This window comes from Streptomyces sp. R41, assembly GCF_041053055.1.
GTDB lineage: Bacteria > Actinomycetota > Actinomycetes > Streptomycetales > Streptomycetaceae > Streptomyces.
On record NZ_CP163443.1, the window covers coordinates 9,039,360 to 9,064,530 of the forward strand.

The following is a 25,171-nucleotide window of genomic DNA, read 5'->3' on the forward strand; positions in this document are numbered from 1 at the left end:
CCGTAAATTCCGTACCAGGGTGGGGAGTTCGGCATGGACAGACGCGGCTTCAATCGGCGGATGCTGCTGGGCGGGGCGGCGGTCGCGACGGGCGCGACATCGTTGTCGGCGGCTCCGCCGTCCGCGAGCGCCGACGATCCGGTACGGACCGCTCCGGCCGGTGGCGAGGTCCGGCACATCAAGCTGTACGCCGAGAAGCTCGCCGACGGGCAGATGGGCTACGGCTTCGAAAAGGGCAAGGCGTCGATTCCCGGCCCATTGATCGAGCTCAACGAGGGCGACACGCTGCACATCGAGTTCGAGAACACGATGGACGTGACGGCGAGCCTGCACGTCCATGGGCTCGACTACGAAATCTCCAGCGACGGAACGAAGTTGAACAAGAGCGACGTCGAGCCGGGCGGCACCCGCACCTACACCTGGCGCACCCACGCGCCCGGCCGCCGCAAGGACGGCACCTGGCGTGCGGGAAGTGCGGGCTACTGGCACTACCACGACCACGTCGTCGGCACCGAACACGGAACCGGCGGCATCCGCAAAGGCCTCTACGGCCCGGTGATCGTCCGCCGCAAGGGCGACATCCTCCCCGACCGAACCTTCACCATCGTCTTCAACGACATGACGATCAACAACAAGCCAGCCCACTCGGGCCCCGACTTCGAGGCCACGGTGGGCGATCGCGTCGAGATCGCGATGATCACGCACGGCGAGTATTACCACACCTTCCACCTGCACGGTCACCGCTGGGCCGACAACCGCACGGGGATGATGACCGGCCCCGACGACCCGAGCCAGGTCATCGACAACAAGATCGTCGGACCCGCGGACTCCTTCGGCTTCCAGGTGATCGCGGGAGAGGGCGTCGGGGCCGGAGCGTGGATGTACCACTGCCACGTCCAGAGCCATTCCGACATGGGGATGGTGGGGTTGTTCCTGGTGAAGAAGACGGACGGGACAATTCCGGGGTATGAGCCGCACGAGCACTAGCGGGCGGTGATGTCGAGGACCTCCCAGTCCGTGAAGGGCTCTTCCTGCATGTAGATGCGTGGTCCGCGGCAGACGAGTCGACGGCGTCCGAGGCCGGTGCCGTCGGGGTGGACGAGGCGGCTCTGCGTGACCGCGGTGACTCCGGTGTCCGTGAGTTCGCCGATGACGACCCGGTCGTGGTCGTTCTCGTAGCCGCCGAAAAGGGCTACTCGACGGTCGTGGACCGCCAGTCCCTTGGCGCCCCGGACCTCGTTCGCGTGGGGTTTCACACCCCAGTCCGGGCGAATCTCCAGCACGGAGAAGTGGGTGTAGGCGCAGGCCCAGGCGGAACGGCCGCTGACGTTGAGCGCGTAGCAGTCGCTGATCTCGCCCGCGCCGTCCACCGGGTGGTACGTCCACAGGGGGTCGCCGGTGTGGCTCCAACGGCGTAGCCCGGGCCAGCTGAGCTCGTCGTCGCCGTACACGCCCTCGTCGAAGTAGCCCACCCACAGGTCGCCGGCCTCATCGGTCAGCAGGTGCTCGATTCCGTCTCCCACGCGAAACGTCCACGAGAGGCGTCCGAGGGCGTCGAAGACCTGTACGTGCTCCTCTCGGGCCCGGCTGCGTGCGTCCGCGACGACGAATCCGCCGTCCGGAAGGGCGTCGAACGTGGGGAATGCCGCCTGCACCGCGCTGAGATGCGTCTCGTACGGGCGGCCGTCCTCGACCGTGACGACCACGGCGTCGTACGGCTTCTCGCGGCGCGGCTCGGGGGGGACGCTCGGTCAGCAGCCAGTGCGCGCGCCCGAAGACGTCGACCGTGCTCTGCACGACGTGCAGGTCCCGATAGGCGCGGGGGAGGCGGGCGAACGCGGCCAGCCGGATCGCGGGGCGGTCAGGCGTCATGGGCCTTTCTCATGGTCATGCCGTGATCTTCGTCCGGCCCGACTCGTCGGCGCAAGCCGATTTCGGTGATCCGGGAGCGCTCTCACGGAGCGCGCGGCGGCGCGGCTATCCTGATCCGCAACCGCCGAGGAGGTGCCCAGAGGTGACCGGGACAGCGTCGCGCCCCACGTTGGAGGCCGTGGCCGCGCGGGCCGGGGTCTCCCGGGCCACCGTGTCGCGTGTGGTGAACGGCGGTGACGGGGTGCGCGAACCGCTCGTCGAGCGGGTGCGGCGGGCCGTCGAAGAGCTCGGGTATGTGCCGAACCAGGCCGCGCGCAGCCTTGTCACCCGGCGCCACGACGCGGTGGCCGTCGTGATCGCCGAACCGGAGACCAGGGTCTTCGCCGACCCCTTCTTCGCTCTTCAACTCCGCGGTATCAGCAAGGAGTTGACGGCACATGACTCGCAGCTCGTGCTGCTGCTGACGGAGGGCCGGGACGACCACGTTCGCGTCGGCCGCTATCTCGCCGGCGGCCATGTCGACGGCGCGCTCGTCTTCTCGCTGCACCTCGACGACCCCTTGCCCGGACTGATCCATGGCGCGGGCGTCCCGACCGTGTTCGGCGGCCGGCCCGGCTGGGGCGACGGGCCCCGCAACGCGGTGCCCACGGTGTACGTCGACTGCGACAACCGGGGCGGCGCCCGCGAAGCCGTACGTCACCTCGTCGGACTCGGCCGCACACGCATCGCCCACATCACCGGTGCCCTCGACCAGACGTCCGCGGTCGACCGGCTCGACGGGTTCCGGGACGTCATGGTCGACGTCGATCCCGTGCTCATCGCCGAGGGGGACTTCACGCCCGCGGGCGGCGAGCGTGCGATGCGGGAGCTGCTGGAGCGCCGCCCGGACGTGGACGCGGTGTTCGCCGCGAACGATCTGTCGGCCGCGGGAGCCCTGCGTGTCCTGCGCGAGCGGGGACGACGGGTGCCCGACGACGTCGCCGTGATCGGCTTCGACGACATGCTGCCGGTCGCCGAACAGACGGACCCGCCCTTGACGACGGTCCGGCAGGACATAGAGGAAATGGGCCGGTTGATGGCCCGGCTGCTACTGCGCCGCCTCGACCGCGGGACCGATGAGGACAACCCGGTGGGCGCACCCTCGAGTGTGGTGTTGCCGACGACGCTCGTACGTCGGACTTCCGCCTAGGTCTCACGGCGCTGGTGCTGGGCGGCGGCGGAGCCATACGAACGTGTGCCCCGTGACCGGGGGGGCCGCGGAGGAGTCGGCCCACGTCGGCGCCTTGCCGTTCATAGGAGTTGACGATGCATCAGTGGGGCCCCGATGCGTCCGGGACCCCACTGATCCGGGCCTCAGCTCTGCTGCGGGGCGCTCTTGATCACCGCGAAGCGTGCCCCGTACGGGTCGGCGAGCTTCGCCATGCGGCCCACGCCCTCCAGGTCCGTCGCGGGCATGCGGACCTTGCCGCCCAACTCCTGGGCCTTGCTGACCACCGCGTCCGTGTCGGTGACCTCGATGTACGGCAGCCAGTACGCGCCGGACTCGGCCTCGGTCGGGTCGTCGGCCAGCGGGACGACGCCGCCGAACATGGCCTCCTCTTCGGTCCCCGCCGGATTGATACAGGTGTAGGTGCCGCCCGGGAAGGGCACGGCCGAGGTCTCCCAGCCGAACACGGAGTTGTAGAACGCGGCGGCAGCGGCGATGTCCTGGGTGTACAGCTCCACCCAGCACAGCGAGCCCGGGTCACTGGCCACGTCCAGGCCCTTGGTGCGGCCCGGCTGCCAGATGCCGAAGGGCACGCCCGCCTCGTCGGCGAGGATCGCCATGTGGCCCTCGCCCATCACGTCCATGGGCTGCATGAGGACGGCGCCCTTGGCCTGCTCGGCCGCCTTGGCGGTGGCCTCCGCGTCGGGGCTTTGGAAGTACACGGTCCAGGAGGGCGGGCCCTGCTCCGGGGTGGTCTGCATGCCGCCGGCCACGGTCTTTCCGTCGAGCTGGAAGAAGCCGTAACCGCCGGCGTCGGGCCCCGCGGACTGGAACTGCCAGCCGAAGAGGCCTCCGTAGAAGGAGATGGCGCCGTCGATGTCGGAGGTGCCGACATCCAGCCAGTTCGGGGCGCCGGTGACAAAACGGGTCGTGAGCATCATTGCCCTCCTTTGAGGGGTCCCGTTGCCTGCACTGCCGAGTCTTGCACCGCCCACTGACAATCGCTGCCGCAGCGCGCGGGCGGGCCGGGGAGACGGCAGAGCTCACCCTGGGTCACCGGGCGAGTTTTTCTTGTTGTCGCGCTTCCCGCGCGCCGCCGTGTGCTTCCCCGTCCGGCGGGGCCATCATCAGACGCTGCCGGAGGCCTCGGAACGTGCCGTTGATCGCGCGTTGATCGAACGTTTTTCGCCGCCAGGCACGATCATGCCCATGCACTTGGAAACGATCACTGCGGCCGACATCGCCTGGCAGCAGCAGGCGCTGTGCGCGCAGACGGGGGCCGACTTCTTCTTTCCCGAACCGGGCAGTTCGGTGCGGGAAGCGAAGCGCATCTGCGGTATGTGTGAGATGCGTTCCGCGTGCCTGGAGTACGCGCTGAACAACGACGAACGCTTCGGGGTCTGGGGCGGCCTCTCCGAGAAGGAGCGCCTCTGTCTCCGTCGAACGGAGCAGAACTGACCGGGTAGCTCCTCCGGCACGGATGCAGGTGGACAGACCCACTTCGGGGCACCTACATTGCACCTCCTCAAGCCGACCGGATTCGGCCACGGCGATGGAGGAGTACTGGTGGGCAGGGGTTCAGGCGGTGTGGTGTGCGCCGCGCTCGGAGCGAACGCGGCCCTCGCCGTGGCACATCTGGTGGCACAGGTGCGTTTGTACAACGTGCTGGGACACATGCGGCACGGCGAGCCCGTCCTGCGTGCCGAGATGTGGGTGGGCAACCTCTCGGGCATCCAGATGGCCGCCTGCGCGGGGGCGGGGCTTCTCTTCTTGGGGTGGTTCGTCGAGGCGCGGAATCACATCGCTCTCGAATTGCGCGGGTCGGGCCGCCCGCAGGAGACCGCTCGCCATCAATCCCGGCTGTGGGCCATCGCATGGGCGGTCTGCTTCGTGGCGTGGACAGTCGTCGGCCTCTGGGCCCAGAACCTCCACCGGCGGGCCGAGCAGGCGGAGGCCGCGACGCACGCACTGCGCGCAGGCATGTTCACGGACGTTCTCGGCGTTCTCGCTGCCCTCGCCGCCATCGCCTTCGTCTGGCGGCTGCGCCGGTCGCAGTTCCCGAGGGGGCGCGCGGGATCTCCCGCCGGTCCCGTCGTGCCCGTCTGACGTCGGGGCGGCCACCGGGCGGCGGTCGTAAATCGATGCGGACGCCTGGCGGGTGGGCCGTTAAGGTCCGGGGGCGCATCCGGGCGTAGCGCAGAGGCAGGCGCACCTGCATGGCATGCAGGAAACGCCGGTTCGAATCCGGCCGCCGGGACCGGCGCATCGGTCCTGTAGAGCAGAGGCAGACTCGCCGCCCTCTCAAGGCGGATACGCCGGTTCGAATCCGGCCGGGACCACGGCAGCGCATACGTGGGGCGGGGACACATGGGTGACGGTGGGGGGATCACGGAGGACGAGCTGGCGGGCTTCCACCGTACGGTCGGAAAGCTGCGGGCTCTGCCCGTCGAGGACCCGGTGCGGTTGCGTGCCGAGCGGGTAGCCGCTTCCTTCGCGCGCGACGGGCGGTTGCGCAGGCGGAAGGCGCGCGGCGCCGAGCTGTCCGCCGCCGACGCGGCCGCGATGGCGGCGACCGCGACCGGGGCGCTCGACCGGCGGGAGGACGCGCCGCTGGCCCACCCCGGTGCGGCCGGTGCGGGGGGCGTTTTCGTCAAGCCGCGCACCTGCTATGTCTGCAAGACGTCCTATCGACAGGTCGACTCCTTCTACCACCGGCTGTGCCCGGACTGCGCCGCCGACAACACCGCACGGCGGGGGCTCAGCACCGACCTGAGCGGCCGCCGTGCGCTGCTCACCGGGGGCAGGGTCAAGATCGGCTTCCAGCTGGCCCTGATGATGCTCCGCGACGGCGCCGAACTCCTGGTCACCAGCCGTTTTCCGCACGACACCGTGCGCCGCTTCCGCGCCGAACCGGGGAGCGAGAAGTGGCTGGACCGGCTGACGGTGCTCGCCGTGGACCTGCGCGATCCACGGCAGGTCCTCGGGCTGTGCGAACAGTTGCGGCAGGAGGGCGAGCCGCTCGACATCCTGGTGAACAACGCGGCGCAGACGGTGCGGAGGCCCCCGGAGTCGTACGCGTTGCTCGCCGCGGGGGAGTACGCCGAACTGCCCGAGGGAGCCCGGCAGGCGCCGGGGTTCACGCCGATGCGGGCACTGGAGGGAGGCCCCTCGGCGCTGCCCGTGGTGCTGCGCGAGGCCGACGAGGCCGGGCTTCTGCCCGACCCCTCCCCGGACAACTCCTGGTCGGCGCGGCTCGGCGAACTCGACCCGGCCGAGGTGCTGGAGACACAGCTGGTCAACGCGCTCGCTCCAGCGCTCCTCTGCGACCGGCTGCTGCCGCTGCTGCTCGCCTCACCGCAGCCGCGCCGCTATGTCGTCAACGTGACCGCCGTCGAGGGCCGGTTCGCGGTCCGCAACAAGATGGCCGGCCATCCGCACACCAACATGGCCAAGGCCGCCCTCAATATGCTCACACGCACCAGCGCCGCCGAACTGGCGGAGCGGGGCGTGCACATGTGCGCCGTCGACACGGGGTGGATCACCGACGAGAACCCCGCTCCGAAGAAGGGACGCATAGCGGGCGCCGGGTTTCGCACGCCGCTCGACATCGTGGACGGGGCGGCCCGGGTGTACGACCCGATCGTGCGGGGTGAGGCGGGCGAGCCCCTGTCCGGGGTGTTCCTCAAGGACTACCAGGCGGCGGAGTGGTGAGCGGGTCCCGGACCGAGCCCGAGTCCTGTTCCGATTGCGATTCTGGGTACGAGTCCGAGTCCGCGCCGGAGTTCGCGGGCGTGCCATCCGTCGTGCCTCGTCCGGTGGCCGAACTGGCGCCGCTGCTCGGCTGGTTGCGCGGTGGCCGTCCGGCAGGGGAGCGGCTGGACTTCACGGCGGGTACGGCGCTGCCCGACGGCCGGCTCGACCTGTGCAAGCAGGGGATCGGGGCGGAAGGTGCCGCGCTGGTCGCCGAGGTGCTGTCCGAAAGGTTCGAAGGGCCGTCTCCCGTACGTCACTTGCTGCTCGGCACCGACGGGCTCGGCGACGACGGCGCAGCCGCCGTGGCCGCGGGCGCGAACGTAGAGACGCTCTACCTCGGCTGCAACGGCATCGCCGCGGGAGGCGCCTGCCGCATCGCCGACAACCTGCGCGCCTCGCCGCGCGTCGTCACCGGCGTTTGGCTCAAGCGCAACCCGCTCGGCAGCGGGGGAGGGCAGGCCGCGGCCGAACTCATCGAGGCGGCCCGATCGCTGCGCACGCTCGACCTCGTGCAGACCGGCCTCGACGGGGCGGGCACGGCCGTCCTGGCCGACGCCCTCCTCGCCGCGGCGGACACCGGTCGCCGCGTCGAGCGGCTGTTCATCGGCGGAAACCCCCTGGGCGCGGACGGTGCGGTGCCCCTGGCCGCCCTGATCGTCGCGGGCGCGATCGACGAACTCTAGGTGTCGGCGGCGCAGTTGGGCGACGAGGGCGCGCTCCGTCTCGCCGGCGCCCTGGGACGGGCGCCGTACGGGCGGCTCGTCCGGCTCTCCGTCGCAAGCAACGGCGTCGGGCCGACAGCCGCCGCCCGACTGGTGAAGGCCGCGACCTCGGCCGGAGTCACCCTCCTCGACCTGGGGAGGGTGCGCGCGGCCGCCGTCCTCGGCGCGGCCGACAACCTGAATATCTCCGTCCAGAACCGCTGCTGCTCGTACGTGGCGCCCACGAGATACGTCGCCCGCAGCTTCGGCGGCAGCAGGGGAACCAGCCGGGCCACCACCTTCCGGTGTTTCTTCCACTGGGACAGCTCGGCGTTGGCGAGGATCTGGTGCACCACGTCGCTGTCATCGGCGCCTTCGTCGGAGTGCTTGTACGGCCCATCAGGTCCGGCAGCTCCTGCTCGGCGCCCGCATGCCCGCGACGGGCCGCGAGCAGCGCGTTGAGCAGCGCAGAGGAGGAGACCTTGTCGAAGTTCTCCTGGTCGGCGGGCACGTCGGACATGAGATGGACGCACAGCCGAACTCGATCGCGCGTCGCGACGTGCTGTTGTCATGCGTAGGCGCAAGATGCCTGGGCGGCCCGGCGGTCCGCACCGGGAAATCAGTACGCCGCACGGCTTCCAGCAGGCACAATCCCCGCATGACCCGCACCCCGCAGCAGGACGCCGACAGTCTGCTGAACGCCCTCGACCCGCTTGCGTACCCGCAGCGCATGCGCGAACTCGCCCTGCGGGTACCGGAAATGGTCCCGCTGCGGCCGGTGCTGGAGGAGCTCGAAGCCCGTGGCCCCTACGAGGGAGGGATCGCTGTCGTCGCGGCGTCCGTAGGCCGGGACGTCGAGTGGATCGCGGACCGCCTCGCCGCCCCGGACGCCTTCGTGCGCGGACACGCCCTGCGCGTCGCCGGGAGTCTGCATGTGCCCGACTCCGCCTACGAGGCGGCGCTCGACGACGCCCCGGAGGCGATCCGCAGAGAGCTGCTGTGCGCGATCGTCGCCGCACGGCGCACCGCGCTCGCCGACCGGCTGGTGGACGGACTGCGGCGCGACTGGGGCGACGCGGAGGCGGCGCGGCTGCTGCCCGGGTGCACGGCGGAGACGGTCGGCAGGCTGCTTCCCGAACTCTTCCACGCGGTCACCGGCTGGAGGGCCCTCGCCAAGCGGCATCCCGGAACCCTTCTCGACGTCGCCGAAAGGGAGTTGACCGCGCTGCCCGAGGCGTTGCGCGCCACCTGGTGGGCCCGGTACACGCCGGGCTTGGCCGCCACCGTCGGAGCGGAGCCACTGCGCGTGCTCGACCTGCTCGAACGCTTCGGGCCCGCCACACTTCCGTACCAACTGCACGAACGCCTCGGAGAGTTCGCGGCGGCCGACGCGAGCCGGCTGCTGAGGCTGCTGCTCCGTAGCGGATTCGCCGCGCGCCGCAGCCGGGCCCTGGGACCCGCCGTGCTGCGCAGGCTTGCCCGCTCCGGTGCGCCCGAACTCACCGCGTTCGGCAGGGCCTTGGCCGAGTGGGGCGATCTCGCGCCGCTCGTGAAGGCCCTGCCGCCCGCGCGACGCCACGCCTTCTACCAGGCCGCGCAGGAAGGCCGCGGAGCGGGTCACGTCACCATCGACGCCGTGATCCTCGAAGTGCTGCCCCGCAGTTGCGTCGCCGAGGAGGCCCGGCGGATGGCCGCCGTCGCACGCGAAAGCGGTGCCCTGCCGAACTCTCTGCTGCTCGCCGACTCCTTCCTGCCCGTTGCCGAAGTACGCGAACGGCTCGTCGAGGCCACCCGCCGCCCGGCCGCCGAAGACCGCGCCGAAGCCTGGCCGTTGCTCATCCGCAACGCCGCCCGCTCCGGCGACCGCGCGGCCGTCACATCGGTACTGGAGGAGATGGGGCGGCTGCGCAACGAACAGGACCCGGTGCGCTCGGCCGCGCTGTACGCCCTGTCCCGGCTGCGGCCCGCGCTGTTCACCGAGGACGCCGAGCCGCACCTCGACCGCATCGCGGTGGACGCCGTCGAGGCCCGCGACTCCTCGCCCGCCACCCGGCAGCACCTCAGCCGCCTCGCCGTCTCCGTGCTGCGCGAGCACGCGGCAGGCGGGGGACGGGAGTTGGTGAACTGGGCGCTGCGCACCCTCGTCCGTATCTCCGGCAACACCGGCGGCGCCGACCTCGGCCGGCTGGACGCGAGGCTGCGCCGCGGCCAGGAGCACCAGGTGTACGAGGCTCTGCGCCCCTGGATCGAGGCGGGCGCGGAGAAGGCCGACTACAGCCTCGCCTTCGCGCTCGCCCGCGCGGTGGGACGCCGCGCGGCAGGCATGCCCGAGCTGCAGGAACTGCTGTGGCAGGCCATCCGTTACGGCAACGACGTGACCGTGCGCGCCGCCGTCGAGCTGTGGCTGGAGGCGCCCGCGACACGGGACGAGCGGGTGGCACGCATCCTCGCGCTGGAACCGTCCACGGGGGCGCTGTGGCCCGTCCGCCAGGTCGTCACCCGGCGCCGCACCGATCTGCTCGACCTGCTGCTCGCCGAGGCTCCTCCGTACGGGCGCTTTCTGACCAAGGGCACCCCCTGGACCGTACCGGCGGACCGTGACGTACGGCGTTGGGTGCCACGCCAACAGCTCGCGGTGGCACGGCAGTTGACGACGGAGGCCGAGGACGCCGGACTGCCGCTCTATCAGCGGGCCGCGGCCGTCGCACAGAGTGCGCGAGTCCCGGGCAGGGGCGCCGATCTCGTACGTCGCTGGACGGACTCCCCGGACGTGGTGCTCGCCGAGGCGGCCCTCGCCGCGCTCGCCCGCACCGACCGGCCCGCCGACGCACTGCCCGAGCTGCTGGCACACGCGGGCGGCGAGCGGGCGCGGGTCGCCGTGTACGCGGCCACGCAGGCGTCCCGGTACGCGGCGCCGTCACGCCTTGCCGAGCAGCTGCGCGCGGTGCTGTTCGCGCCGCGCGCCAAGGTGACCAGCCGCAAGGAGGCCGCCCGGCTCGCCGCCGTACGGCTCCCGATGCCACGGGCGGCGGCGCTGCTGACCGAGGCGTACGCGGCGCCGGGCGCCCACCTCGACGTCCGCGCCGCCTGCGTGGCCTTCGCGGGCGGCCTGCTCGCCCAGGAACCGGTCTGGGACCTGCTGCGCGACGCCGCCGGCGCCGAGCCGGTGCTGCGCACCGCTGTCCTGCGGGTGTCCCCCCTCGACCTGCCCGAGCCCGACCGCGAGCGGTACGCCCAGCTGGTGCGCGAGGTGTCCTCCACCGACGACCCGGAGACCGCGACCCTCGCCTTCGACGCCCTGGCCCGCTGGGCGCCCTGGTCACCGCAGGCCCCGACGGTCCTCGCCGACGCCGTCACCGACCTGACGGCACGCACGAGCTGGCGCGCCGCGGCCAACGGTCTGGTGACCGCGGCGGCGGGCTCGCCACGGGGTGGCCTGGGGCTCGAGCAGGCGCTGAGGACGTTGGCCGAGGCGGAGACCGCCGCCACGGCGGAAGACGTCAGCCATGCCGATGCCGACGAGCGGCGCGACCGGCCCGCCCGGCAGCGCGTCGACTACCTTGTCGCGCGCCTCGCCCAGCAGGCCAGGACGGTCCCGGCACCCATCCGCCCCGCGGCCCTCGCCGCCGGTGAGCTGCTGGCCGGGTACGACGCCTTCGTCCCGCAGGCGGCCGCCATCACGGCGTTCCACCTGGACCTGGACGAGGAGCCGGCGCGGCTGGAGCGGTTGGCCGCCCTCACCGACGGCCGCCCGGCGCTCGCCGCCCGGACGGCCGGGGAACTCGGCGAGCGGCTGCGGCGGCAGGCGCATGAGGGGGATCCCGAGGTACTGCTCGACGCGGTACGGCGCCTCACCGCCCACGGCGGGCACGGCGAGGGGCTGCTCGCGGCGGCCGTCACCGGGGCGATCGGCAGCCGTACGGGCTGGGCCGCGCCCTGGCGGGAGCGGCTGAGAGCACTACGCCGCCACCCGGTGGCCGACGTGCGGGACGCGGCGCTGGACCAGGTGACGGCGTACGAGTAGCGGGTCCTCGTGAGGGCCCGGGTGACGGCGTGCGGGGAGGGGCTCCGCGAGGGGCCCCGGTCAGCGGCGTACCAGTGCCGCTGCCTCGACCGGAGGTCGTCAGCCGGCGGCGCGTGCCGCCATGCGGGCCTTGCGGGCCGCGAGCTTCTCGTCGAACTTCGAGGCCTCCGCGTCCAGGCCGCGCATGAAGAGGCCGAGCTCTTCCTGGGCCTGCAGGCCCTCGGGGCCGAAGCCGTCCATCTCCAGGACCTTGAGGTGGCGCAGCACCGGCTGGAGCACGTCGTCGTGGTGGATGCGCATGTTGTAGACCTCGCCGATGGCCATCTGCGCGGCGGCGCGCTCGAAGCCGGGCATGCCGTGACCGGGCATCCGGAAGTTGACCACGACGTCGCGCACGGCCTGCATGGTCAGGTCGGGGGCCAGCTCGAATGAGGCCTTCAGGAGGTTGCGGTAGAAGACCATGTGCAGGTTCTCGTCGGTCGCGATGCGCGCCAGCATGCGGTCGCAGACCGGGTCGCCCGACTGGTGACCGGTGTTGCGGTGCGAGATGCGGGTCGCGAGCTCCTGGAAGGCGACGTACGCGACCGAGTGCAGCATCGAGTGGCGGTTGTCCGACTCGAAGCCCTCGCTCATGTGCGCCATGCGGAACGCCTCGAGCTTGTCGGGGTCGACGGCGCGGGAGGCGAGCAGGTAGTCGCGCATCACGATGCCGTGCCGGCCCTCCTCCGCGGTCCAGCGGTGCACCCAGGTGCCCCAGGCGCCGTCACGGCCGAAGAGCGTGGCGATCTCGTGGTGGTAGCTCGGCAGGTTGTCCTCGGTGAGGAGGTTGACGACCAGCGCGATCCGGCCGATCTCGGTGACCTTGGACTGCTCCTTGTCCCAGGCCTCGCCGTCCTCGAAGAAGCCGGGGAAGTTGCGGGCGTCGCTGAACGGCACGTACTCGTGCGGCATCCAGTCCTTGGCCACCTTCAGGTGGCGGTTGAGCTCCGTCTCGACCACTTCTTCCAGCGCATACAGCAGTCGAGCGTCGGTCCAGGCGGCGGACGGGCTGCCGAGGTGGGGAGAAGTGATCGTCACGGGTGCTCCAGGGGGGACGGGGACGTGTAAAACGAGCGGGGACGTAACTTACGGCATCGTAGGCTACGTCTCCGTAGGTTACGACACCGTAGGTTAAGTTCCCTGTAAAGACTGCTGATCAGTAGGGGTCCCGGGGGAGATCGCACGCTCCCGGGCGCACGCCGGAAGCGCCCCGGATCCCCAGGTCCCAGAGCCGAACGAACACCGCGATCACCCGATCAGACGTACAACTCCCGGAGCCGGACCGAGAGGCATGTCACACAGCCTTCGAGTTTCTCGAACTCGCTGATGTCCACGAGAACCGGTTCGTGGCCGAGGTCCGCGAGCAGCTCCGCCGTCTTCGGGGCGCTCGCGGCCATCAGGAGCTTTCCGCCGCCCAGGAGCACGACGTGCGCCCCGGACTCCTCCGGTACCGGCAGGAAGCGCGGGAACAGCGACGGCGTGTCCACCAGCGGCTCGTGCCCGATGACCGTGCCGTCGGGCAGCGCGGTCACCGCGGACTTCAGGTGCAGCACCTTGCTCACCGGTACGGCGACGACCCGCGCCCCGAGCGGCTCGAAGGCCGCCCGCAACTGCTGGACCCCGGCCGCGTTGGTGCGCCCGCCACGGCCCACGTACACCGTGTCGCCGACCTTCAGGATGTCGCCGCCGTCGAGGGTGCCCGGCTCCCAGATCCAGTTCACCGAGCAGCCGAGGCGGGCCACGGCCTCCTCTACCCCGGCGGTCTCGCCGCGCCGGGACTCCGCGCCGGGGCGGGAGATCAGCGCCACATTGCGGAAGACGACCACGGTGTCCTCGACGAACACCGAGTCCGGGCAGTCGTCGGCCGGGTCCACCTCGACGGTCTCCCAGCCGTGCGTGCGCAGTGCCTCCGCGTACGCCTCCCACTGCTCGACCGCCAGGTCGACGTCCACCTTCGCGCGCTCGATGTGCGTCACCAGCCCCTCGGCGAGGCGGGGACTGGGCCGGCGGATGAGGGCTTTCTGGCTGGGCACGGGTGGATCTCCGAATCGGCAGGGGGTGTCGGCGCACATCATGCAGCGCGGGTCGCGCGCGCAAAAGCCCCCGGCCTGACGTCGGGTAACACCTGCACCTCGACGCTAGGCGGCTCCCGGGCCCGGCACTAGGCGGAATACCCCACAGTTTCCGGAGCGATTTCTTTCAGTTCTCCTCCTTCCAGGATGAGCCAGCGCGTGATCGCGAGGGACTCCAGGAACGGCAGGTCGTGGCTGGCGACGATCAGTGCTCCCTCGTAGGACTCCAGGGCCGTCGTCAGCTGCCGGACGCTCGCCATGTCGAGGTTGTTCGTCGGCTCGTCGAGCATCAGCAGCTGCGGCGCGGGCTCGGCCAGCATCAGCGCGGCGAGTGCCGCCCGGAAGCGTTCGCCGCCGGAGAGCGTCGCGGCGCGCTGGTCGGCCTTCGCGCCCTTGAACAGGAAGCGGGCCAGGCGCGCCCTGATCCGGTTGTTGGTCGCGGCCGGCGCGAACCGGGCCACGTTCTCGGCGACGGTCAGCTCGTCGTCGAGGACATCGAGCCGCTGCGGCAGGAAGCGCAGCGGCACATGGGCCCGCGCGTCGCCGGACACCGCGTCCAGCTCCCCGGCGATCGTGCGCAGCAGCGTGGTCTTGCCCGCGCCATTGCGCCCGATCAGCGCGATCCGTTCGGGCCCGCGCAGGTCGAATACGCCGTCCACGCGGGCGCCGTACCGCAACTCCAGGTTCTCGAGCGTGAGGACATTGCGGCCCGGCGGCACGGCCGTGTACGGCAGGTCGACACGGATCTCGTCGTCGTCCCGTACGGCCTCCACCGCGCCGTCGAGTCGCTCCTTCGCCTCGGCGAGCCTATCCTCGTGCATGATGCGGTGCTTGCCCGCCGACTCCTGGGCCGCGCGTTTGCGCGCCCCCATGACGATCTTCGGCTCGCGCTTCTGCTCGAACATTTTCTGGCCGTAGCGCTTGCGGCGGGCCAACTTGACCTGTGCGTCGACCAGTTCGCGCTTCTGCTTCTTCAGGTCGGCCTCGGCGACGCGCACCATGCGCTCCGCCGCCTCCTGCTCGCCGGCGAGCGCCTCCTCGTACGCGGAGAAGGTGCCGCCGTACCAGGTGACCTCTCCGGAGCGCAGATCGGCGATCTGGTCCACCAGATCGAGGAGTTCGCGGTCGTGGCTGACCACGATCATGACTCCGGACCAGGCCTCGACGGCCGCGTACAGGCGCCGCCGCGCGAACAGGTCGAGGTTGTTGGTGGGTTCGTCCAGCAGGAGTACGTCGGGTCGGCGCAGCAGGAGCGCGGCAAGGCGCAGCAGCACCGACTCGCCGCCCGAGACCTCACCGATGGTGCGGTCCAACTCGATGTGCCCGAGGCCGAGTTCGCCGAGCGTGGCGAGTGCCCGCTCCTCTACGTCCCAGTCGTCGCCGACGACGTCGAAGTGCTCCTCTGACACGTCACCCGCCTCGATGGCTTGCAGCGCGGCCCGGGTGGCGGCGATGCCGATCGCCTCGTCGACCCGCAGACCGGTGTCGAGTGCGACGTTCTGCGGCAGATAGCCGACCTCGCCGGCGACCCGGACCGTGCCGTCGGCCGGGGTGAGCTCCCCGGCGATCAGCTTCAGCAGGGTTGATTTTCCTGATCCGTTGACGCCGACGAGGCCGGTCCTGCCGGGGCCGAAGGCGGCCTGGAGGTCGTCGAAGACGGCGGTGCCGTCGGGCCAGGCGAAGGAGAGGGAGGCACAGGTGATGGAGGTGGGGAAGGTAGACATCAGGGCCTCGCGGTTGCTGGATGCGGTCGGGGGTACGCGTTCGGGACACCGCGAGGCGACGACGATCCATTTCCGAGGTCAGCCGGTTCGAAGGGCAGCCAGTTCGGAGGCATGAAGAAGGCCCTGCGCCGGAGGACGGCTCGTACGCCGAGGTCGCACGCTGCGCACACGGAGGCCAGGAGGAGCTGGCTGCGTGTGACGCGGTGTCTCAGACCTCAGACGAGCAACGTCCTTCTCCAATCGACGGCAACAGGACCGCTATGCACCGTAGGGGCGGCTCTGGAGGCTGTCAAAGGATTAACGTGACCCCCGACGACCCGAAGGAGATCCCGTGCCGAACGGCTCGCTCTCGCTGCCCGCCCGGCTCTACCTCCTGGCCTGGGACACCAGCAGGCTCAAGGTCACCGGCGCCACCCATCTCCACCACCTGGTGCGCGCCGGCGCCCTCACCGAGCTGGCGCAGCGCGGACTGCTCATCGACGAGAACGGCATCGTCACCCCTATCGACGCCGACTCCCGCACGGGCGACGCCGTCCTCGACGGGCTTTTGGAACTCGTCGCGGAGTCCCGGCCGCGGAAGTGGAAGGCATGGGTGACGCTGCGGGCGCGCGTCACCCTGGACGCCGTACGCGCGCAGCTGGCGGCCGAGGGCTACCTCAGGGCGGAAAAGAAGCGCGTCCTCGGCCTCTTCCCCTCCGTGGAGTACGAGCTGGAGCGGGTACCCGCCGTGGACGCACTGCGCACGGACGCCCGACAGGTGCTCGAAGGCCCGCTCCCCGTCGCCGAGGTCTCCGATCGCGACGCGGCCCTCGTCGCCCTCGCCGCCGCGGCCGAACTCCGCACCCTCGCGCCGGCCAAGGATCGCAAGCTCTACAAGAACCGCCTCGAAGACCTGACCGACCGCAGCGGCGCGGCGGCGCCGGCCCTGAAGAAGGTCATCCAGGAGCTGCGCACGGCGGTGATCGTGGCGACGACGGCTGCGTCGGCCACGGGGGCGGCTGCGGGGGGTTGAGGGGGGCACGGCAAGTGGCCGCGTGCCGACGGCGTCGGGGTGTACTCGTGGGCACGCACGCGCCTGCGAGTCCTTGCCACCGGGCGCATCCGCGCTCGCGCTCCCGGTGCGCGAGCCAACGCCGACGCCACCGCAAGGCGCCCTCACGCCGGCGTCACCGCAAGGCGCCCTCACGCCCGCGCTTCTGGTGCGGGCGCACCACCACCGCGGGCGCTTCTGCCCGCACGAGCTTCCCGCGCACTCTCCCGGCAACTCAACCTGGCCAAATCTCGCCCATCCCCCCCTTCCGCCGCCCCACGTACACGTCGTTTTCCTGCCAGCCCCCAACCCCGCCCCATGCTTGGCTCATCCCCATGACGAACCCCAATTCCCTCCGCACGGACCCGAGTTCCCTGCGTGAAACCGCCCTCGCCTTTCGTGCGCTGCACGTGCCCGGTCGGCCTCTCGTCCTGCCGAATGTGTGGGACGCGGTGAGTGCCCGGATCGTCGAGGGGGCGGGCGCGGGGGCGGTGGCGACGACCAGTGCGGGGCTCGCTTGGGGGTTGGGGGTGGCGGACGGGGACCGGCTGGACAGGGACGGGGCTCTCGGCGCGGTCGGGCGGATCGCCGCGGTGGTCCGGGTGCCGGTGAGCGCGGACATCGAGAGTGGCTATGCGCGGGACGCCCAAGGCGTCGCGGACACGATCCGCGCGGTGCTCGCGGCGGGTGCCGTGGGCGTGAACATCGAGGACGCTCTCTACGACGCCGCGGGTGGTGCTCGGCTGCGCCCGATCGCCGAGCAGGCGGAGCGCATCGCGGCGGCCCGCGCGGCCGCCGACGCGGCCGGGGTAGCGCTGTACGTCAACGCCCGCATCGACACCTGTCTGCGGGGCGCCGGCAAGATCGGGGAAACCCTGGAGCGGGCCGCCGCCTTCCTCGCCGCCGGAGCCGACGGTGTCTTCGTACCCGGAGCCGTCGATCCGGTGACCGTCAAGACACTCGTCGAGGGCGTCGAAGGCCCGCTGAACGTGATGGTGGGCCCCGGCGCGCCGTCCGTCGCCGAGCTGGCCGCCCTCGGAGTCGCCCGGATCAGCGCGGGTTCGGGCATCGCGCAGGCCGCGCACGCCGTGGTCCGCCGGGCCGCGCGGGAGCTGCTGGACGCGGGGACCTACGACTCGCTGACCGACGGGCTCGACTACGCCGAGCTCAACACCCTGATGGGCAGGAGCGGCTGAGGGCTGGAACCCCACTCAGCAGGTGCCCCGCATGAGCTCCGCCAGGTCGTGGTCCAGGTCCACCTGCAGGTGTTCGAGCCCCACGGGCACCAATTCCGTCGTGCGCTGCAGGAACCGCCGCACCTCGCCCGAGCGCACATGCACCACCGCGGTGCCCTCGGGAGCGTGGAACTCCACAACGGTGCGGTCGTAGCCGTACGGCCGCACCCGTACATCGCCCCAGCCCACCGACTCCTCGAGCCCCGAGGTGAGGAGCTCGCGCGCGAAGGTCCAGCAGACCTCCACGCCCTCCAGCGTGGCCGGAGCGGGGAAGGTCATACGGACCGCGAAGGGATCGCTCCGGTCGTAGTGGAGCGTTGCGGGAATGCTCGGCATCCGCGGCGCGGCGGCGACGAGGCGGGCCTCTACGGGCTGCTCGATGACGGTGGACAACGCCTTGCTCCCTTGTGACGGCTGGACGAACTCCGGGCGGATGAGGCCGGTCAATTGAAGAGACGAAGAAATGAGCCAATGAGTGCACCTGAAACCCGAGTGACCTCTGTCACCGCGTTCATGCACTGTGGTGATCCACGCGGTGATCGGTGACCCACGCGGTGATCCATCTCTCGTCCCGTCGTCTTCGGACAACCGAAAGGACACTCGGTCGGGGTCCCGGGGTTCCCGGAGAACGCCATCTGGACGGCACCGGGGGAGTGGGCTAGCTTCGCCCGCCATGAGGGGCTTGGGGAAGACGAGACGTACGAGTCGGATGGTCACCGTGGGACTGTGCGCGGCCGCACTTGCCGCCACGCTGACGGCACCCGCGCAGGCGCACGAGGCGGCGAAGGCGCCGCACTGGGAACTCAGGAACAGCGGTACGGACGTGCGGTTCCGCGGCCTGTCGGCTGTCAGCCGGGACACGGCCTGGGTGGCCGGCTCCAAGGGCACCGTGCTGCGCACCACCGACGGCGGCGCGAACTGGCGGAACGTGTCCCCGCCCGGTGGCGCGGACCTGGAGTTCCGCGACATCGAGGCGTTCGACGCACGGCGTGCCGTGGTCCTCGCCATCGGCGAGGGCGAGGCCTCCCGTGTCTTGCGCACGGACGACGGGGGCGCGACCTGGACGGAGTCCTTCCGCAACACCGACGCGAAGGCCTTCTACGACTGCCTCACCTTCTTCGACCGGCGCCACGGCCTGGCGATGAGCGACCCGGTGGACGGCAGGTTCCGCATCCTGTCGACCGGTGACGGCGGCCGCTCCTGGAAGGTGCTGCCCAGCGACGGGATGCCCGCGGCGCAGGACGGCGAGGCGGGCTTCGCGGCGAGCGGGCAGTGCCTGGTGACCTCGGGGCCGCGTGATGTGTGGCTGGCCACCGGCGGGGGTGCACGCGCGCGCGTGCTGCATTCCTCGGACCGGGGACTGAACTGGACGGCAACCGACACGCCGATCCCGGCCGGCGACCCGGCGCGCGGCGTCTTCGCCCTCGCCTTCCGCGACCGCACCCACGGCCTCGCGGTCGGCGGCGACTACCGCGCCGACCAGGCCTCACCCCGGGCCGCCGCACTCAGCGCCGACGGTGGCCGCACCTGGACGCCCGCCACGCAGCCCCCGTCCGCCTACCGCTCGGGAGTGACCTGGCTCCCGCACAGCCGCACCGCAGCGCTCGCGGTCGGCCCCACCGGCACCGATCTCACGACGGACGGCGGCCGCACCTGGCGCACCGTGGACACCGGCTCGTACGACACCGTGGACTGCACCCCCGACCTGGGCTGCTGGGCCTCCGGTGAGAAGGGACGGGTGGCCCGCCTGGAGCGCTGACCCGTGCGGTGTCCGCCCCGAAGCGGGGTACTCGGGTCGCGCAAGGCAGTGACCGCGAAAAGGAAGTGATCAGCCATGCCACGCGGTTCGAGCCCCAAACGGGAACGCCAGTACGAGCACATCAAGGAGAGCGCACGCGACCGGGGAGAGAGCGAGCAGCGCGCCGAGGAGATCGCCGCGCGGACGGTGAACAAGGAGCGCGCCCGGTCTGGTGAGTCGAAGACCGCCAGCCGTACGTCCGTCGAGGACATGTCGTCCGGCAAGCGCGGCGGTCAGCGCTCGCACAAGGGCGCCCAGGGGCCCACGTATGACCAGCTGTACGAGGAGGCCAAGCGGCGGAACATCCACGGCCGCTCGGACATGAACAAGAGCGAGCTGAAGCGCGCCCTCGGCGGCAAGTGAAGCGCGGAGGTCCGGTTCAGCCGAGCGTCTCCCGGTACCGCTCCAGGGTGGGCGCCGTCTTGGTCGCCACGAACTCGGTGACGCGGTACAGGCACACGCCCGAGGTGACGAACGGGTCGCCCGCGGTGATCTCCTCGATCCGCGCCCGGTCCTCCGCGACGGCGAGAATCACACCGCCGTCGCGGGGGTTCTTGGGCCCGGACGCCAGGAAGACCCCCGCGGCGTACTGCTTGTCGAGCCACGTGACATGCGCTTCCAGAGCGGCGTCGACCGCTTCGAGCGGCGCGGTGTAGGTCAGCTCCAGTACGAACATGATCGCGATCCTATCCCTGTCCGACCGGCTCGTTCCGTAGCCGCCTAGGCTCTTCTCACCATGACGACCGTAAGGATTCCCGCGGGCTGGCCCGCCTCCGAAGAGCAAGCCCGTGCCGTGCAGGACGAGTTGCGGGAGCGGGTGGTGCTCGACGAGCCGGGGCCGCCGCCCGGCACCGGCCGGGTGACGGGGGTCGACGTCGCCTACGACGACGAGCGGGACATCGTCGTGGCCGCCGCCGTCGTACTCGACGCGGTCACCCTCGACGTCGTCGCCGAGGCCACCGCCGTCGGCCAGGTTTCCTTCCCGTACGTTCCCGGGCTGCTCGCCTTCCGTGAGATCCCGACCGTCCTGGCCGCGCTCGATGCCCTGCCCTGCGCGCCCGGCCTCGTCGTCTGCGACGGCTACGGCCTGGCCCACCCGCGCCGCTTCGGCCTGGCCAGCCACCTCGGTGTGCTCACCGGGCTCCCCACGATCGGGGTCGCCAAGAACCCCTTCACCTTCTCGTACGAGGAGCCGGGCGCCCGGCGCGGCAGCGCGTCCCCGCTCCTCGCGGACAGTCCCACGGGCACCGAGGAGGTCGGCCGCGCGCTGCGCACGCGGGACGGCGTGAAGCCCGTGTTCGTGTCGGTCGGCCACCGGGTGAACCTCGACAACGCGTGCGCGCACACACTCGCACTCACTCCGAAGTACCGCCTCCCGGAGTCCACCCGCCGCGCGGACTCCCTCTGCAGGCGGGCTCTCCAGGAGGCAACTCCGTGAGGCGCCCCGCCCGTTGACTGAGTACGCCTTCTGAGTACGCGTTCTGAGTACCTGTACGGATGTGGCGGCACCCTCATGATCGGCAGGCTGTGCAGCATGACGACGCACCGTGCCCCGAAGCCCGCCGCCAACCCCGCCCAGCCCGTCGAACGCGCGGTGATGGCCGCGCTGGTCCTCGCCGTGATCGCCGGACTCGCCTGGATAGGCGGGATGATCTACACGGTCACGGGATGGTCGTCCTGAAGCCCGACCATCCCGAGCAGTCCGACCATCCCGAGCAGCCAGACCACGTCGACTAGCGGGTGGCCGCGACGCGGAAGACGATCCCGGCCTTGCGGAGACGTTCCATCAGCGCGTCGCCCATCGCCACCGCCGTCGTGACCTGCCCGGAGGTCTTCGGCAGGTCGTCGAAGGCGAGGGACAGCGCCGACTCCGCGAGCATCTTGGCGGTCTCGTCGTAGCCCGGGTCACCGCCCGCGACCTCGGTGAAGACGCGCCGTCCGCCGCCCTCTCCGACGAACCGCACCGAGAACCAGCTCTTCGCGCGTCGTGAGGCGCTCGGCCCGTCCCCGGGCTTGAGCCGGTCGGACAACCAGCGGCGCGCGGCCGGCAGTTGGGCCGCCGCGAAAATAGCGCCCACTGTCGCGACCCCGCCCACGGCGAACGGCAGCCGTTCGACGGCCGCGTAGTGGCGGTAGCGGAAGTCGGGCCCGTACCGCTCCAGCGCACGCGCGGACCGCTCCACCACCTGAGCGTCGATCGTGGGCAGCGGCAGCGCCCACGCACCGACCTCCTTGGCGAACCGCGGAGCGCTCAGCGGCGCCTCCGCGCGCCGCGTCATCAGCCGCGGCTCATGGCGTTTGCGGTCCCGCGCCGCGGCGAGCATGTGCCGCCCGCGCGCGAACTGGTTGAGCGCCGAGGCGAAGGTGCCGCCCGAGAACATCGCCTGGGTGCGGACGAATCCGTCGACCCTGAGCGGTACGCCCTCGGGAAGCTGTCGCACGGTGAAGTACGCGCCCAGGTCGTGCGGGATGGAGTCGAAGCCGCAGGCGTGCACCAGCCGCGCCCCCGTCTCCCGCGCGCGTGCGTCGTGCCGGACGTACATCAGGTCCACGAACTCGGGCTCACCGGTGAGGTCGACGTAGTCGGTGCCGGCGTCCGCGCAGGCGGCCACCAGCTCCTCGCCGTAGGTGACGTACGGCCCGACCGTCGTGGCCACCACCCGTGCGTGCCGGGCGAGTTCGTGCAGCGACTCCGGATCGGCGACATCCGCCTGGAGTACACCGGGGGCGCCGGCCAACCGCTCCCGCAGCCGCTCCAGCTTCTGTGCGCTGCGCCCCGCGATCGCCCAGCGCAGCCCCTGGGGCGCATGCGCGGCGAGGTACTCCGCGGTGAGTTCCCCGACGAACCCCGTGGCTCCGAAAAGCACGATGTCGTACGCGCGATCCGTCCCGTTCAGCCTGCTCATGACACCTCTCAGCCGTTGCGCGAAGCGCCGTTATCGGTGGCTGAGGCTAGCGTGAGGTACGAGCAGCCGAACGACGAGGTCGGACGAAGAGGTCGGAGGAGCCGTGGCCGTGCCGAAGAACGCCCTGAAAAAGTGGGAGAAGGTGCGCGAGTTCGCCCTCGGCCTGCCCGGCGCCGCGGAGGAGTTCCCCTGGGGCGAGTCCGTCGCGAAGGTCAACAAGAAGGTGTTCGTCTTCCTCGGAGTCGACGACGGCCGATATCCGCTGGGCGTCACCCTGAAGCTCAAGGACGAGTCCGCGCACGCCCATGCCCTCACCGCACCCGGCGCCGAGCCCGCCGGCTACGGCCTCGGCAAGGCCGGCTGGGTGCGCATACCCCTGGACGGGCGAGGTGCTCCGGCCGCGGAGCTGCTGTGCGACTGGGTCGAGGAGAGCTATCGGGCGATCGCGCCGAAGAAGCTGATCGGCGAGCTGGACGAGCGCTGACACGCCCTGTTTAGGCCCTCTTCATCCCGATCCGCACCCGGGAATTTAACTAAGCGCTTGCTCGTCAAGGGCTTGCCCGATGTGGAACACGTTCTTAACATCGCTGATGTCACATCAGTAGTGTCACAGTGCTGGGGGCTTGATGGCAGTGGCAGGAACGCCAGGGCACGGCCCGCTCGCCGGGGTGCGCGTCGTCGAGCTGGCGGGCATCGGCCCGGGCCCGTTCGCCGCCATGCTCCTCGGCGACCTCGGCGCGGACGTCGTCCGCGTGGACCGGCCCGGCGGCGCCGGGCTCGCGATCAACCCTGAGTTCGACATCACCAACCGCAACAAGCGGTCCGTGATCATCGACCTCAAGACCCAGGACGGCCAGGACCGCGTCCTCGACCTGGTCGAGCGCGCCGACGTCCTCATCGAGGGCTACCGCCCCGGCGTCGCCGAGCGCCTCGGCGTGGGCCCCGAGATCTGCCACGCCCGCAACCCGAAGCTCGTCTACGGGCGGATGACCGGCTGGGGCCAGGAAGGTCCGCTCGCCCAGCGCGCCGGGCACGACATCGCGTACATCGCCCTCACCGGCACCCTCGGCATGATCGGCAGGCCGGACGAGCCGCCCACGGTTCCAGCGAACCTCGTCGGCGACTACGCGGGCGGCTCGCTCTACCTCGTCGTCGGGATCCTCGCCGCGCTCCACCACGCGCGCGCGACCGGCGCGGGACAGGTCGTGGACGCGGCCATCGTCGACGGCGCCGCGCACCTCGCCGCGATGATCCACGGCATGCTCGCCGCCGGCGGCTGGCAGGACCGGCGCGGCGCCAACCTCCTGGACGGCGGCTGCCCCTACTACGGGACGTACGAGACGGCCGACGGCCAGTACATGGCGGTGGGCGCCCTGGAGCAGCAGTTCTACGACGAGTTCGTGGAACTCCTCGGCATCGGGGAACTGGCCTCCGCACGCAAGGACCTGGCCCGCTGGGCGGAACTGCGCGAGACGGTCGCCGCCCGCTTCAAGACCCGTACGAGAGACGAGTGGACCGCGGTCTTCGAGGGCTCCGACGCGTGCGTGGCACCGGTCCTGTCGCTGCGCGAGGCGCCCGCCCACCCGCATCTCGCCGCCCGCGGCACCTTCGTCGACCATGGCGGCATCACCCAGCCGGCCCCCGCGCCCCGCTTCTCCCTCTCTCGCACCGCCATCCGTAGTGGTCCCGCCCAACCGGGCGCGGACACCGCGGACGTGGCCCGCGACTGGGGCGTACCCGGCCTGATGAAAGACGGCGACCCGATGAAGGACGGCGATTGATGGAGCTCTCCCTCCCGCTCGAGTACGCGGGCGACCCCCGGCAGGCGGCCGACGAGGTCGCCGCGCTGGAGTCCGCGGGCCTGGACGCCGTCTGGGTCGCCGAGGCCTACGGCTTCGACTCGCCCACGATCATGGGCTATCTGGCCGCCCGCACCGAGCGGATGAAGATCGGCGCCGCGATCCTCAACGTCTACTCGCGCACCCCCGCGCTGATCGCTCAGACGGCCGCCGGGCTCGACGCGATCTCCGCAGGACGGGCCATCATCGGACTCGGCGCCTCCGGCCCGCAGGTCGTCGAGGGCTGGCACGGGAAGGCGTACGACAAGCCGCTCGGCCGGACACGCGAAGCCATCGAGCTGACGCGCCGCATCCTGCGCCGCGAGGTCATCGACCACCACGGCATCACCGACATGCCCCGCCCCGGCGGCCTCGGCAAGCCCCTGAAGATCCTCACCAAGCCCGTACGCCCCGAAGTACCCCTGTACGTCGCCTCGCTGGGCCCCGCCAACGTCCGCATGACCGCCGAGGTCGCCGACGGCTGGCTGCCCACCCTGTTCCTCCCGGAGAAGGCCCACCAGGTGTGGGGCACCGCGCTGGCGGAGGGCGCCGCACGCCGGGACCCGGCCCTCGGTCCGCTGCGGACCGTCGCGGGCGGGCTGCTCGCCATCGGCGAGGACGCGGCGGCCGTACGGGACCTCGCGCGTCCCAAAATCGCCCTCTACGTAGGAGGCATGGGCGCGCCCGGCAAGAACTTCTACAACGATCTCGCGGTGGCGTACGGCTACGAGAAGGAAGCCCGGCTCATCCAGGAGCTGTACCTCTCCGGGCGGAAGAAGGAGGCCGAGGCCGCCGTGCCGGACGAGTTCTGCGAGCTCATGTCGCTGTGCGGACCCGAGGCTTACGTCCGTGAGCGTGTCGAGGCCTTCCGGGAGGCCGGAGTGACGATGCTCAACGTCATTCCCGTCGGGCCGGAACCGGCAAGGCTCGTCGAAACCGTCAAGAGCTGGCTCTAGGAAGGCGTTTCCCGCA

Annotated in this window: 25 protein-coding genes and 2 tRNA genes; 18 read left to right on the forward strand and 9 right to left on the reverse strand. The window is 71.4% G+C overall.

The genetic code is table 11. The features are described 5' to 3' along the window. The first annotated feature begins 33 nt into the window (after positions 1-33). Positions 34-987: a multicopper oxidase domain-containing protein gene (locus tag AB5J53_RS41025; RefSeq protein ID WP_369250670.1), complete on the forward strand. Its 954-nt coding sequence runs from the start codon at positions 34-36 to the stop codon at positions 985-987. Here the strand turns inward: AB5J53_RS41025 and AB5J53_RS41030 are convergent. After that, positions 984-1,706, reverse strand: coding sequence for a hypothetical protein (locus AB5J53_RS41030; RefSeq protein ID WP_369250671.1), 723 nt, complete (start codon positions 1,704-1,706; stop codon positions 984-986). The genes AB5J53_RS41025 and AB5J53_RS41030 overlap by 4 nt on opposite strands. Before the next feature lie 308 nt (positions 1,707-2,014). Here AB5J53_RS41030 and AB5J53_RS41035 point away from each other — a divergent pair, with 308 nt between their 5' ends. Continuing rightward, a complete protein-coding gene (locus tag AB5J53_RS41035; RefSeq protein WP_369250672.1) occupies positions 2,015-3,061 on the forward strand; it encodes a LacI family DNA-binding transcriptional regulator in 1,047 nt (348 codons plus the stop codon). Positions 3,062-3,225: 164 nt separating this feature from the next. Here the strand turns inward: AB5J53_RS41035 and AB5J53_RS41040 are convergent, their stop codons facing one another. Then, positions 3,226-4,017 carry a VOC family protein gene (locus AB5J53_RS41040; protein ID WP_369250673.1) on the reverse strand — a complete coding sequence of 264 codons (792 nt, stop codon included), beginning with the start codon at positions 4,015-4,017 and terminating at the stop codon, positions 3,226-3,228. 232 nt (positions 4,018-4,249) lie between these two features. Here AB5J53_RS41040 and AB5J53_RS41045 point away from each other — a divergent pair, with 232 nt between their 5' ends. From AB5J53_RS41045 to AB5J53_RS41070, 6 genes are all read left to right on the forward strand, one after another. Further along, positions 4,250-4,537, forward strand: a complete 288-nt coding sequence (locus AB5J53_RS41045; RefSeq protein WP_369252779.1) for a WhiB family transcriptional regulator — start codon at positions 4,250-4,252, stop codon at positions 4,535-4,537. Between the two features lie 108 nt (positions 4,538-4,645). Next, a complete protein-coding gene (locus AB5J53_RS41050; RefSeq protein WP_369250674.1) occupies positions 4,646-5,185 on the forward strand; it encodes a hypothetical protein in 540 nt (179 codons plus the stop codon). Between the two features lie 79 nt (positions 5,186-5,264). Further along, positions 5,265-5,336 (forward strand) — tRNA-Ala (locus tag AB5J53_RS41055). Between the two features lie 10 nt (positions 5,337-5,346). Beyond that, positions 5,347-5,418, forward strand: a tRNA-Glu gene (locus tag AB5J53_RS41060). 28 nt (positions 5,419-5,446) lie between these two features. After that, positions 5,447-6,790 (forward strand): SDR family NAD(P)-dependent oxidoreductase, encoded by a 1,344-nt coding sequence (locus tag AB5J53_RS41065; RefSeq protein WP_369250675.1) that lies wholly within the window; start codon positions 5,447-5,449, stop codon positions 6,788-6,790. A gap of 80 nt (positions 6,791-6,870) precedes the next feature. Then, positions 6,871-7,515: a hypothetical protein gene (locus AB5J53_RS41070; RefSeq protein WP_369250676.1), complete on the forward strand. Its 645-nt coding sequence runs from the start codon at positions 6,871-6,873 to the stop codon at positions 7,513-7,515. Here AB5J53_RS41070 and AB5J53_RS41075 read toward each other — a convergent pair. Next, entirely contained in the window at positions 7,512-7,889 is a 378-nt protein-coding gene (locus AB5J53_RS41075; RefSeq protein ID WP_369250677.1) for a hypothetical protein, read from the reverse strand. The genes AB5J53_RS41070 and AB5J53_RS41075 overlap by 4 nt on opposite strands. 302 nt (positions 7,890-8,191) lie before the next feature. Between AB5J53_RS41075 and AB5J53_RS41080 the strand changes: the two genes are divergently transcribed. Further along, entirely contained in the window at positions 8,192-11,557 is a 3,366-nt protein-coding gene (locus AB5J53_RS41080) for a hypothetical protein (RefSeq protein WP_369250678.1), read from the forward strand. A gap of 99 nt (positions 11,558-11,656) precedes the next feature. Here AB5J53_RS41080 and AB5J53_RS41085 read toward each other — a convergent pair whose 3' ends face one another. The 3 genes from AB5J53_RS41085 to AB5J53_RS41095 all read right to left on the reverse strand — a co-directional run bounded on the left by AB5J53_RS41085 (position 11,657) and on the right by AB5J53_RS41095 (position 15,392). Continuing rightward, a complete protein-coding gene (locus AB5J53_RS41085) occupies positions 11,657-12,634 on the reverse strand; it encodes an acyl-ACP desaturase (RefSeq protein WP_369250679.1) in 978 nt (325 codons plus the stop codon). Positions 12,635-12,852: 218 nt separating this feature from the next. After that, positions 12,853-13,629, reverse strand: a complete 777-nt coding sequence (gene ddaH, locus AB5J53_RS41090; RefSeq protein ID WP_369250680.1) for a dimethylargininase — start codon at positions 13,627-13,629, stop codon at positions 12,853-12,855. Positions 13,630-13,757: 128 nt separating this feature from the next. Then, positions 13,758-15,392: an ABC-F family ATP-binding cassette domain-containing protein gene (locus AB5J53_RS41095; protein ID WP_369250681.1), complete on the reverse strand. Its 1,635-nt coding sequence runs from the start codon at positions 15,390-15,392 to the stop codon at positions 13,758-13,760. Between the two features lie 331 nt (positions 15,393-15,723). Here AB5J53_RS41095 and AB5J53_RS41100 point away from each other — a divergent pair, with 331 nt between their 5' ends. Both AB5J53_RS41100 and AB5J53_RS41105 read left to right on the forward strand, forming a co-directional pair. Further along, positions 15,724-16,404 (forward strand): GPP34 family phosphoprotein, encoded by a 681-nt coding sequence (locus tag AB5J53_RS41100; protein WP_369250682.1) that lies wholly within the window; start codon positions 15,724-15,726, stop codon positions 16,402-16,404. Positions 16,405-16,757: 353 nt separating this feature from the next. Next, positions 16,758-17,618 (forward strand): isocitrate lyase/phosphoenolpyruvate mutase family protein, encoded by an 861-nt coding sequence (locus AB5J53_RS41105; protein ID WP_369250683.1) that lies wholly within the window; start codon positions 16,758-16,760, stop codon positions 17,616-17,618. A gap of 15 nt (positions 17,619-17,633) precedes the next feature. Here the strand turns inward: AB5J53_RS41105 and AB5J53_RS41110 are convergent, their stop codons facing one another. Beyond that, a complete protein-coding gene (locus AB5J53_RS41110) occupies positions 17,634-18,050 on the reverse strand; it encodes an SsgA family sporulation/cell division regulator (RefSeq protein WP_369252781.1) in 417 nt (138 codons plus the stop codon). 316 nt (positions 18,051-18,366) lie between these two features. On the opposite strand from AB5J53_RS41110, the gene AB5J53_RS41115 reads away from it, so the two are divergent. After that, on the forward strand, positions 18,367-19,416 hold the full coding sequence (locus AB5J53_RS41115) for a WD40/YVTN/BNR-like repeat-containing protein (RefSeq protein WP_369252783.1): 1,050 nt from the start codon (positions 18,367-18,369) through the stop codon (positions 19,414-19,416). A 75-nt stretch (positions 19,417-19,491) separates the two neighbouring features. After that, a complete protein-coding gene (locus AB5J53_RS41120) occupies positions 19,492-19,818 on the forward strand; it encodes a plasmid stabilization protein (protein WP_369250684.1) in 327 nt (108 codons plus the stop codon). A 16-nt stretch (positions 19,819-19,834) separates the two neighbouring features. On the opposite strand, the gene AB5J53_RS41125 is transcribed toward AB5J53_RS41120, so the two are convergent. Continuing rightward, on the reverse strand, positions 19,835-20,131 hold the full coding sequence (locus AB5J53_RS41125; RefSeq protein ID WP_369250685.1) for a YciI family protein: 297 nt from the start codon (positions 20,129-20,131) through the stop codon (positions 19,835-19,837). Positions 20,132-20,191: 60 nt separating this feature from the next. Between AB5J53_RS41125 and AB5J53_RS41130 the strand changes: the two genes are divergently transcribed. Both AB5J53_RS41130 and mmpA read left to right on the forward strand, forming a co-directional pair. After that, positions 20,192-20,893, forward strand: a complete 702-nt coding sequence (locus AB5J53_RS41130; protein WP_369250686.1) for an endonuclease V — start codon at positions 20,192-20,194, stop codon at positions 20,891-20,893. A 96-nt stretch (positions 20,894-20,989) separates the two neighbouring features. Beyond that, the gene (gene mmpA / locus AB5J53_RS41135) at positions 20,990-21,136 is read left to right on the forward strand and encodes a morphogenic membrane protein MmpA (protein ID WP_369250687.1); all 147 of its coding nucleotides are present in this window, start codon (positions 20,990-20,992) and stop codon (positions 21,134-21,136) included. A gap of 52 nt (positions 21,137-21,188) precedes the next feature. On the opposite strand, the gene AB5J53_RS41140 is transcribed toward mmpA, so the two are convergent. After that, entirely contained in the window at positions 21,189-22,361 is a 1,173-nt protein-coding gene (locus AB5J53_RS41140; RefSeq protein WP_369250688.1) for a trans-acting enoyl reductase family protein, read from the reverse strand. A gap of 103 nt (positions 22,362-22,464) precedes the next feature. On the opposite strand from AB5J53_RS41140, the gene AB5J53_RS41145 reads away from it, so the two are divergent. From AB5J53_RS41145 to AB5J53_RS41155, 3 genes are all read left to right on the forward strand, one after another. Beyond that, a complete protein-coding gene (locus AB5J53_RS41145; RefSeq protein ID WP_369250689.1) occupies positions 22,465-22,845 on the forward strand; it encodes an MmcQ/YjbR family DNA-binding protein in 381 nt (126 codons plus the stop codon). A 142-nt stretch (positions 22,846-22,987) separates the two neighbouring features. Further along, positions 22,988-24,142 carry a CaiB/BaiF CoA transferase family protein gene (locus AB5J53_RS41150; protein ID WP_369250690.1) on the forward strand — a complete coding sequence of 385 codons (1,155 nt, stop codon included), beginning with the start codon at positions 22,988-22,990 and terminating at the stop codon, positions 24,140-24,142. Next, positions 24,142-25,155 carry an LLM class F420-dependent oxidoreductase gene (locus AB5J53_RS41155; protein ID WP_369250691.1) on the forward strand — a complete coding sequence of 338 codons (1,014 nt, stop codon included), beginning with the start codon at positions 24,142-24,144 and terminating at the stop codon, positions 25,153-25,155. Before AB5J53_RS41150 ends, AB5J53_RS41155 begins: the two co-directional genes overlap by 1 nt. Positions 25,156-25,171 lie beyond the last annotated feature (16 nt).

Bases quoted from the DNA above. Each gene is read 5' to 3' on its own strand.
- AB5J53_RS41065 (WP_369250675.1), top strand. From the start codon at position 5,447: ATGGGTGACGGTGGGGGGATCACGGAGGACGAGCTGGCGGGCTTCCAC.
- AB5J53_RS41080 (WP_369250678.1), top strand. From the start codon at position 8,192: ATGACCCGCACCCCGCAGCAGGACGCCGACAGTCTGCTGAACGCCCTC.
- AB5J53_RS41125 (WP_369250685.1), bottom strand. From the start codon at position 20,131: ATGTTCGTACTGGAGCTGACCTACACCGCGCCGCTCGAAGCGGTCGAC.
- AB5J53_RS41155 (WP_369250691.1), top strand. From the start codon at position 24,142: ATGGAGCTCTCCCTCCCGCTCGAGTACGCGGGCGACCCCCGGCAGGCG.
- AB5J53_RS41105 (WP_369250683.1), top strand. From the start codon at position 16,758: ATGACGAACCCCAATTCCCTCCGCACGGACCCGAGTTCCCTGCGTGAA.
- AB5J53_RS41120 (WP_369250684.1), top strand. From the start codon at position 19,492: ATGCCACGCGGTTCGAGCCCCAAACGGGAACGCCAGTACGAGCACATC.
- AB5J53_RS41140 (WP_369250688.1), bottom strand. From the start codon at position 22,361: ATGAGCAGGCTGAACGGGACGGATCGCGCGTACGACATCGTGCTTTTC.
- AB5J53_RS41095 (WP_369250681.1), bottom strand. From the start codon at position 15,392: ATGTCTACCTTCCCCACCTCCATCACCTGTGCCTCCCTCTCCTTCGCC.
- AB5J53_RS41150 (WP_369250690.1), top strand. From the start codon at position 22,988: ATGGCAGTGGCAGGAACGCCAGGGCACGGCCCGCTCGCCGGGGTGCGC.
- AB5J53_RS41115 (WP_369252783.1), top strand. From the start codon at position 18,367: ATGGTCACCGTGGGACTGTGCGCGGCCGCACTTGCCGCCACGCTGACG.
- mmpA (WP_369250687.1), top strand. From the start codon at position 20,990: ATGACGACGCACCGTGCCCCGAAGCCCGCCGCCAACCCCGCCCAGCCC.
- AB5J53_RS41130 (WP_369250686.1), top strand. From the start codon at position 20,192: ATGACGACCGTAAGGATTCCCGCGGGCTGGCCCGCCTCCGAAGAGCAA.
- AB5J53_RS41025 (WP_369250670.1), top strand. From the start codon at position 34: ATGGACAGACGCGGCTTCAATCGGCGGATGCTGCTGGGCGGGGCGGCG.
- AB5J53_RS41040 (WP_369250673.1), bottom strand. From the start codon at position 4,017: ATGCTCACGACCCGTTTTGTCACCGGCGCCCCGAACTGGCTGGATGTC.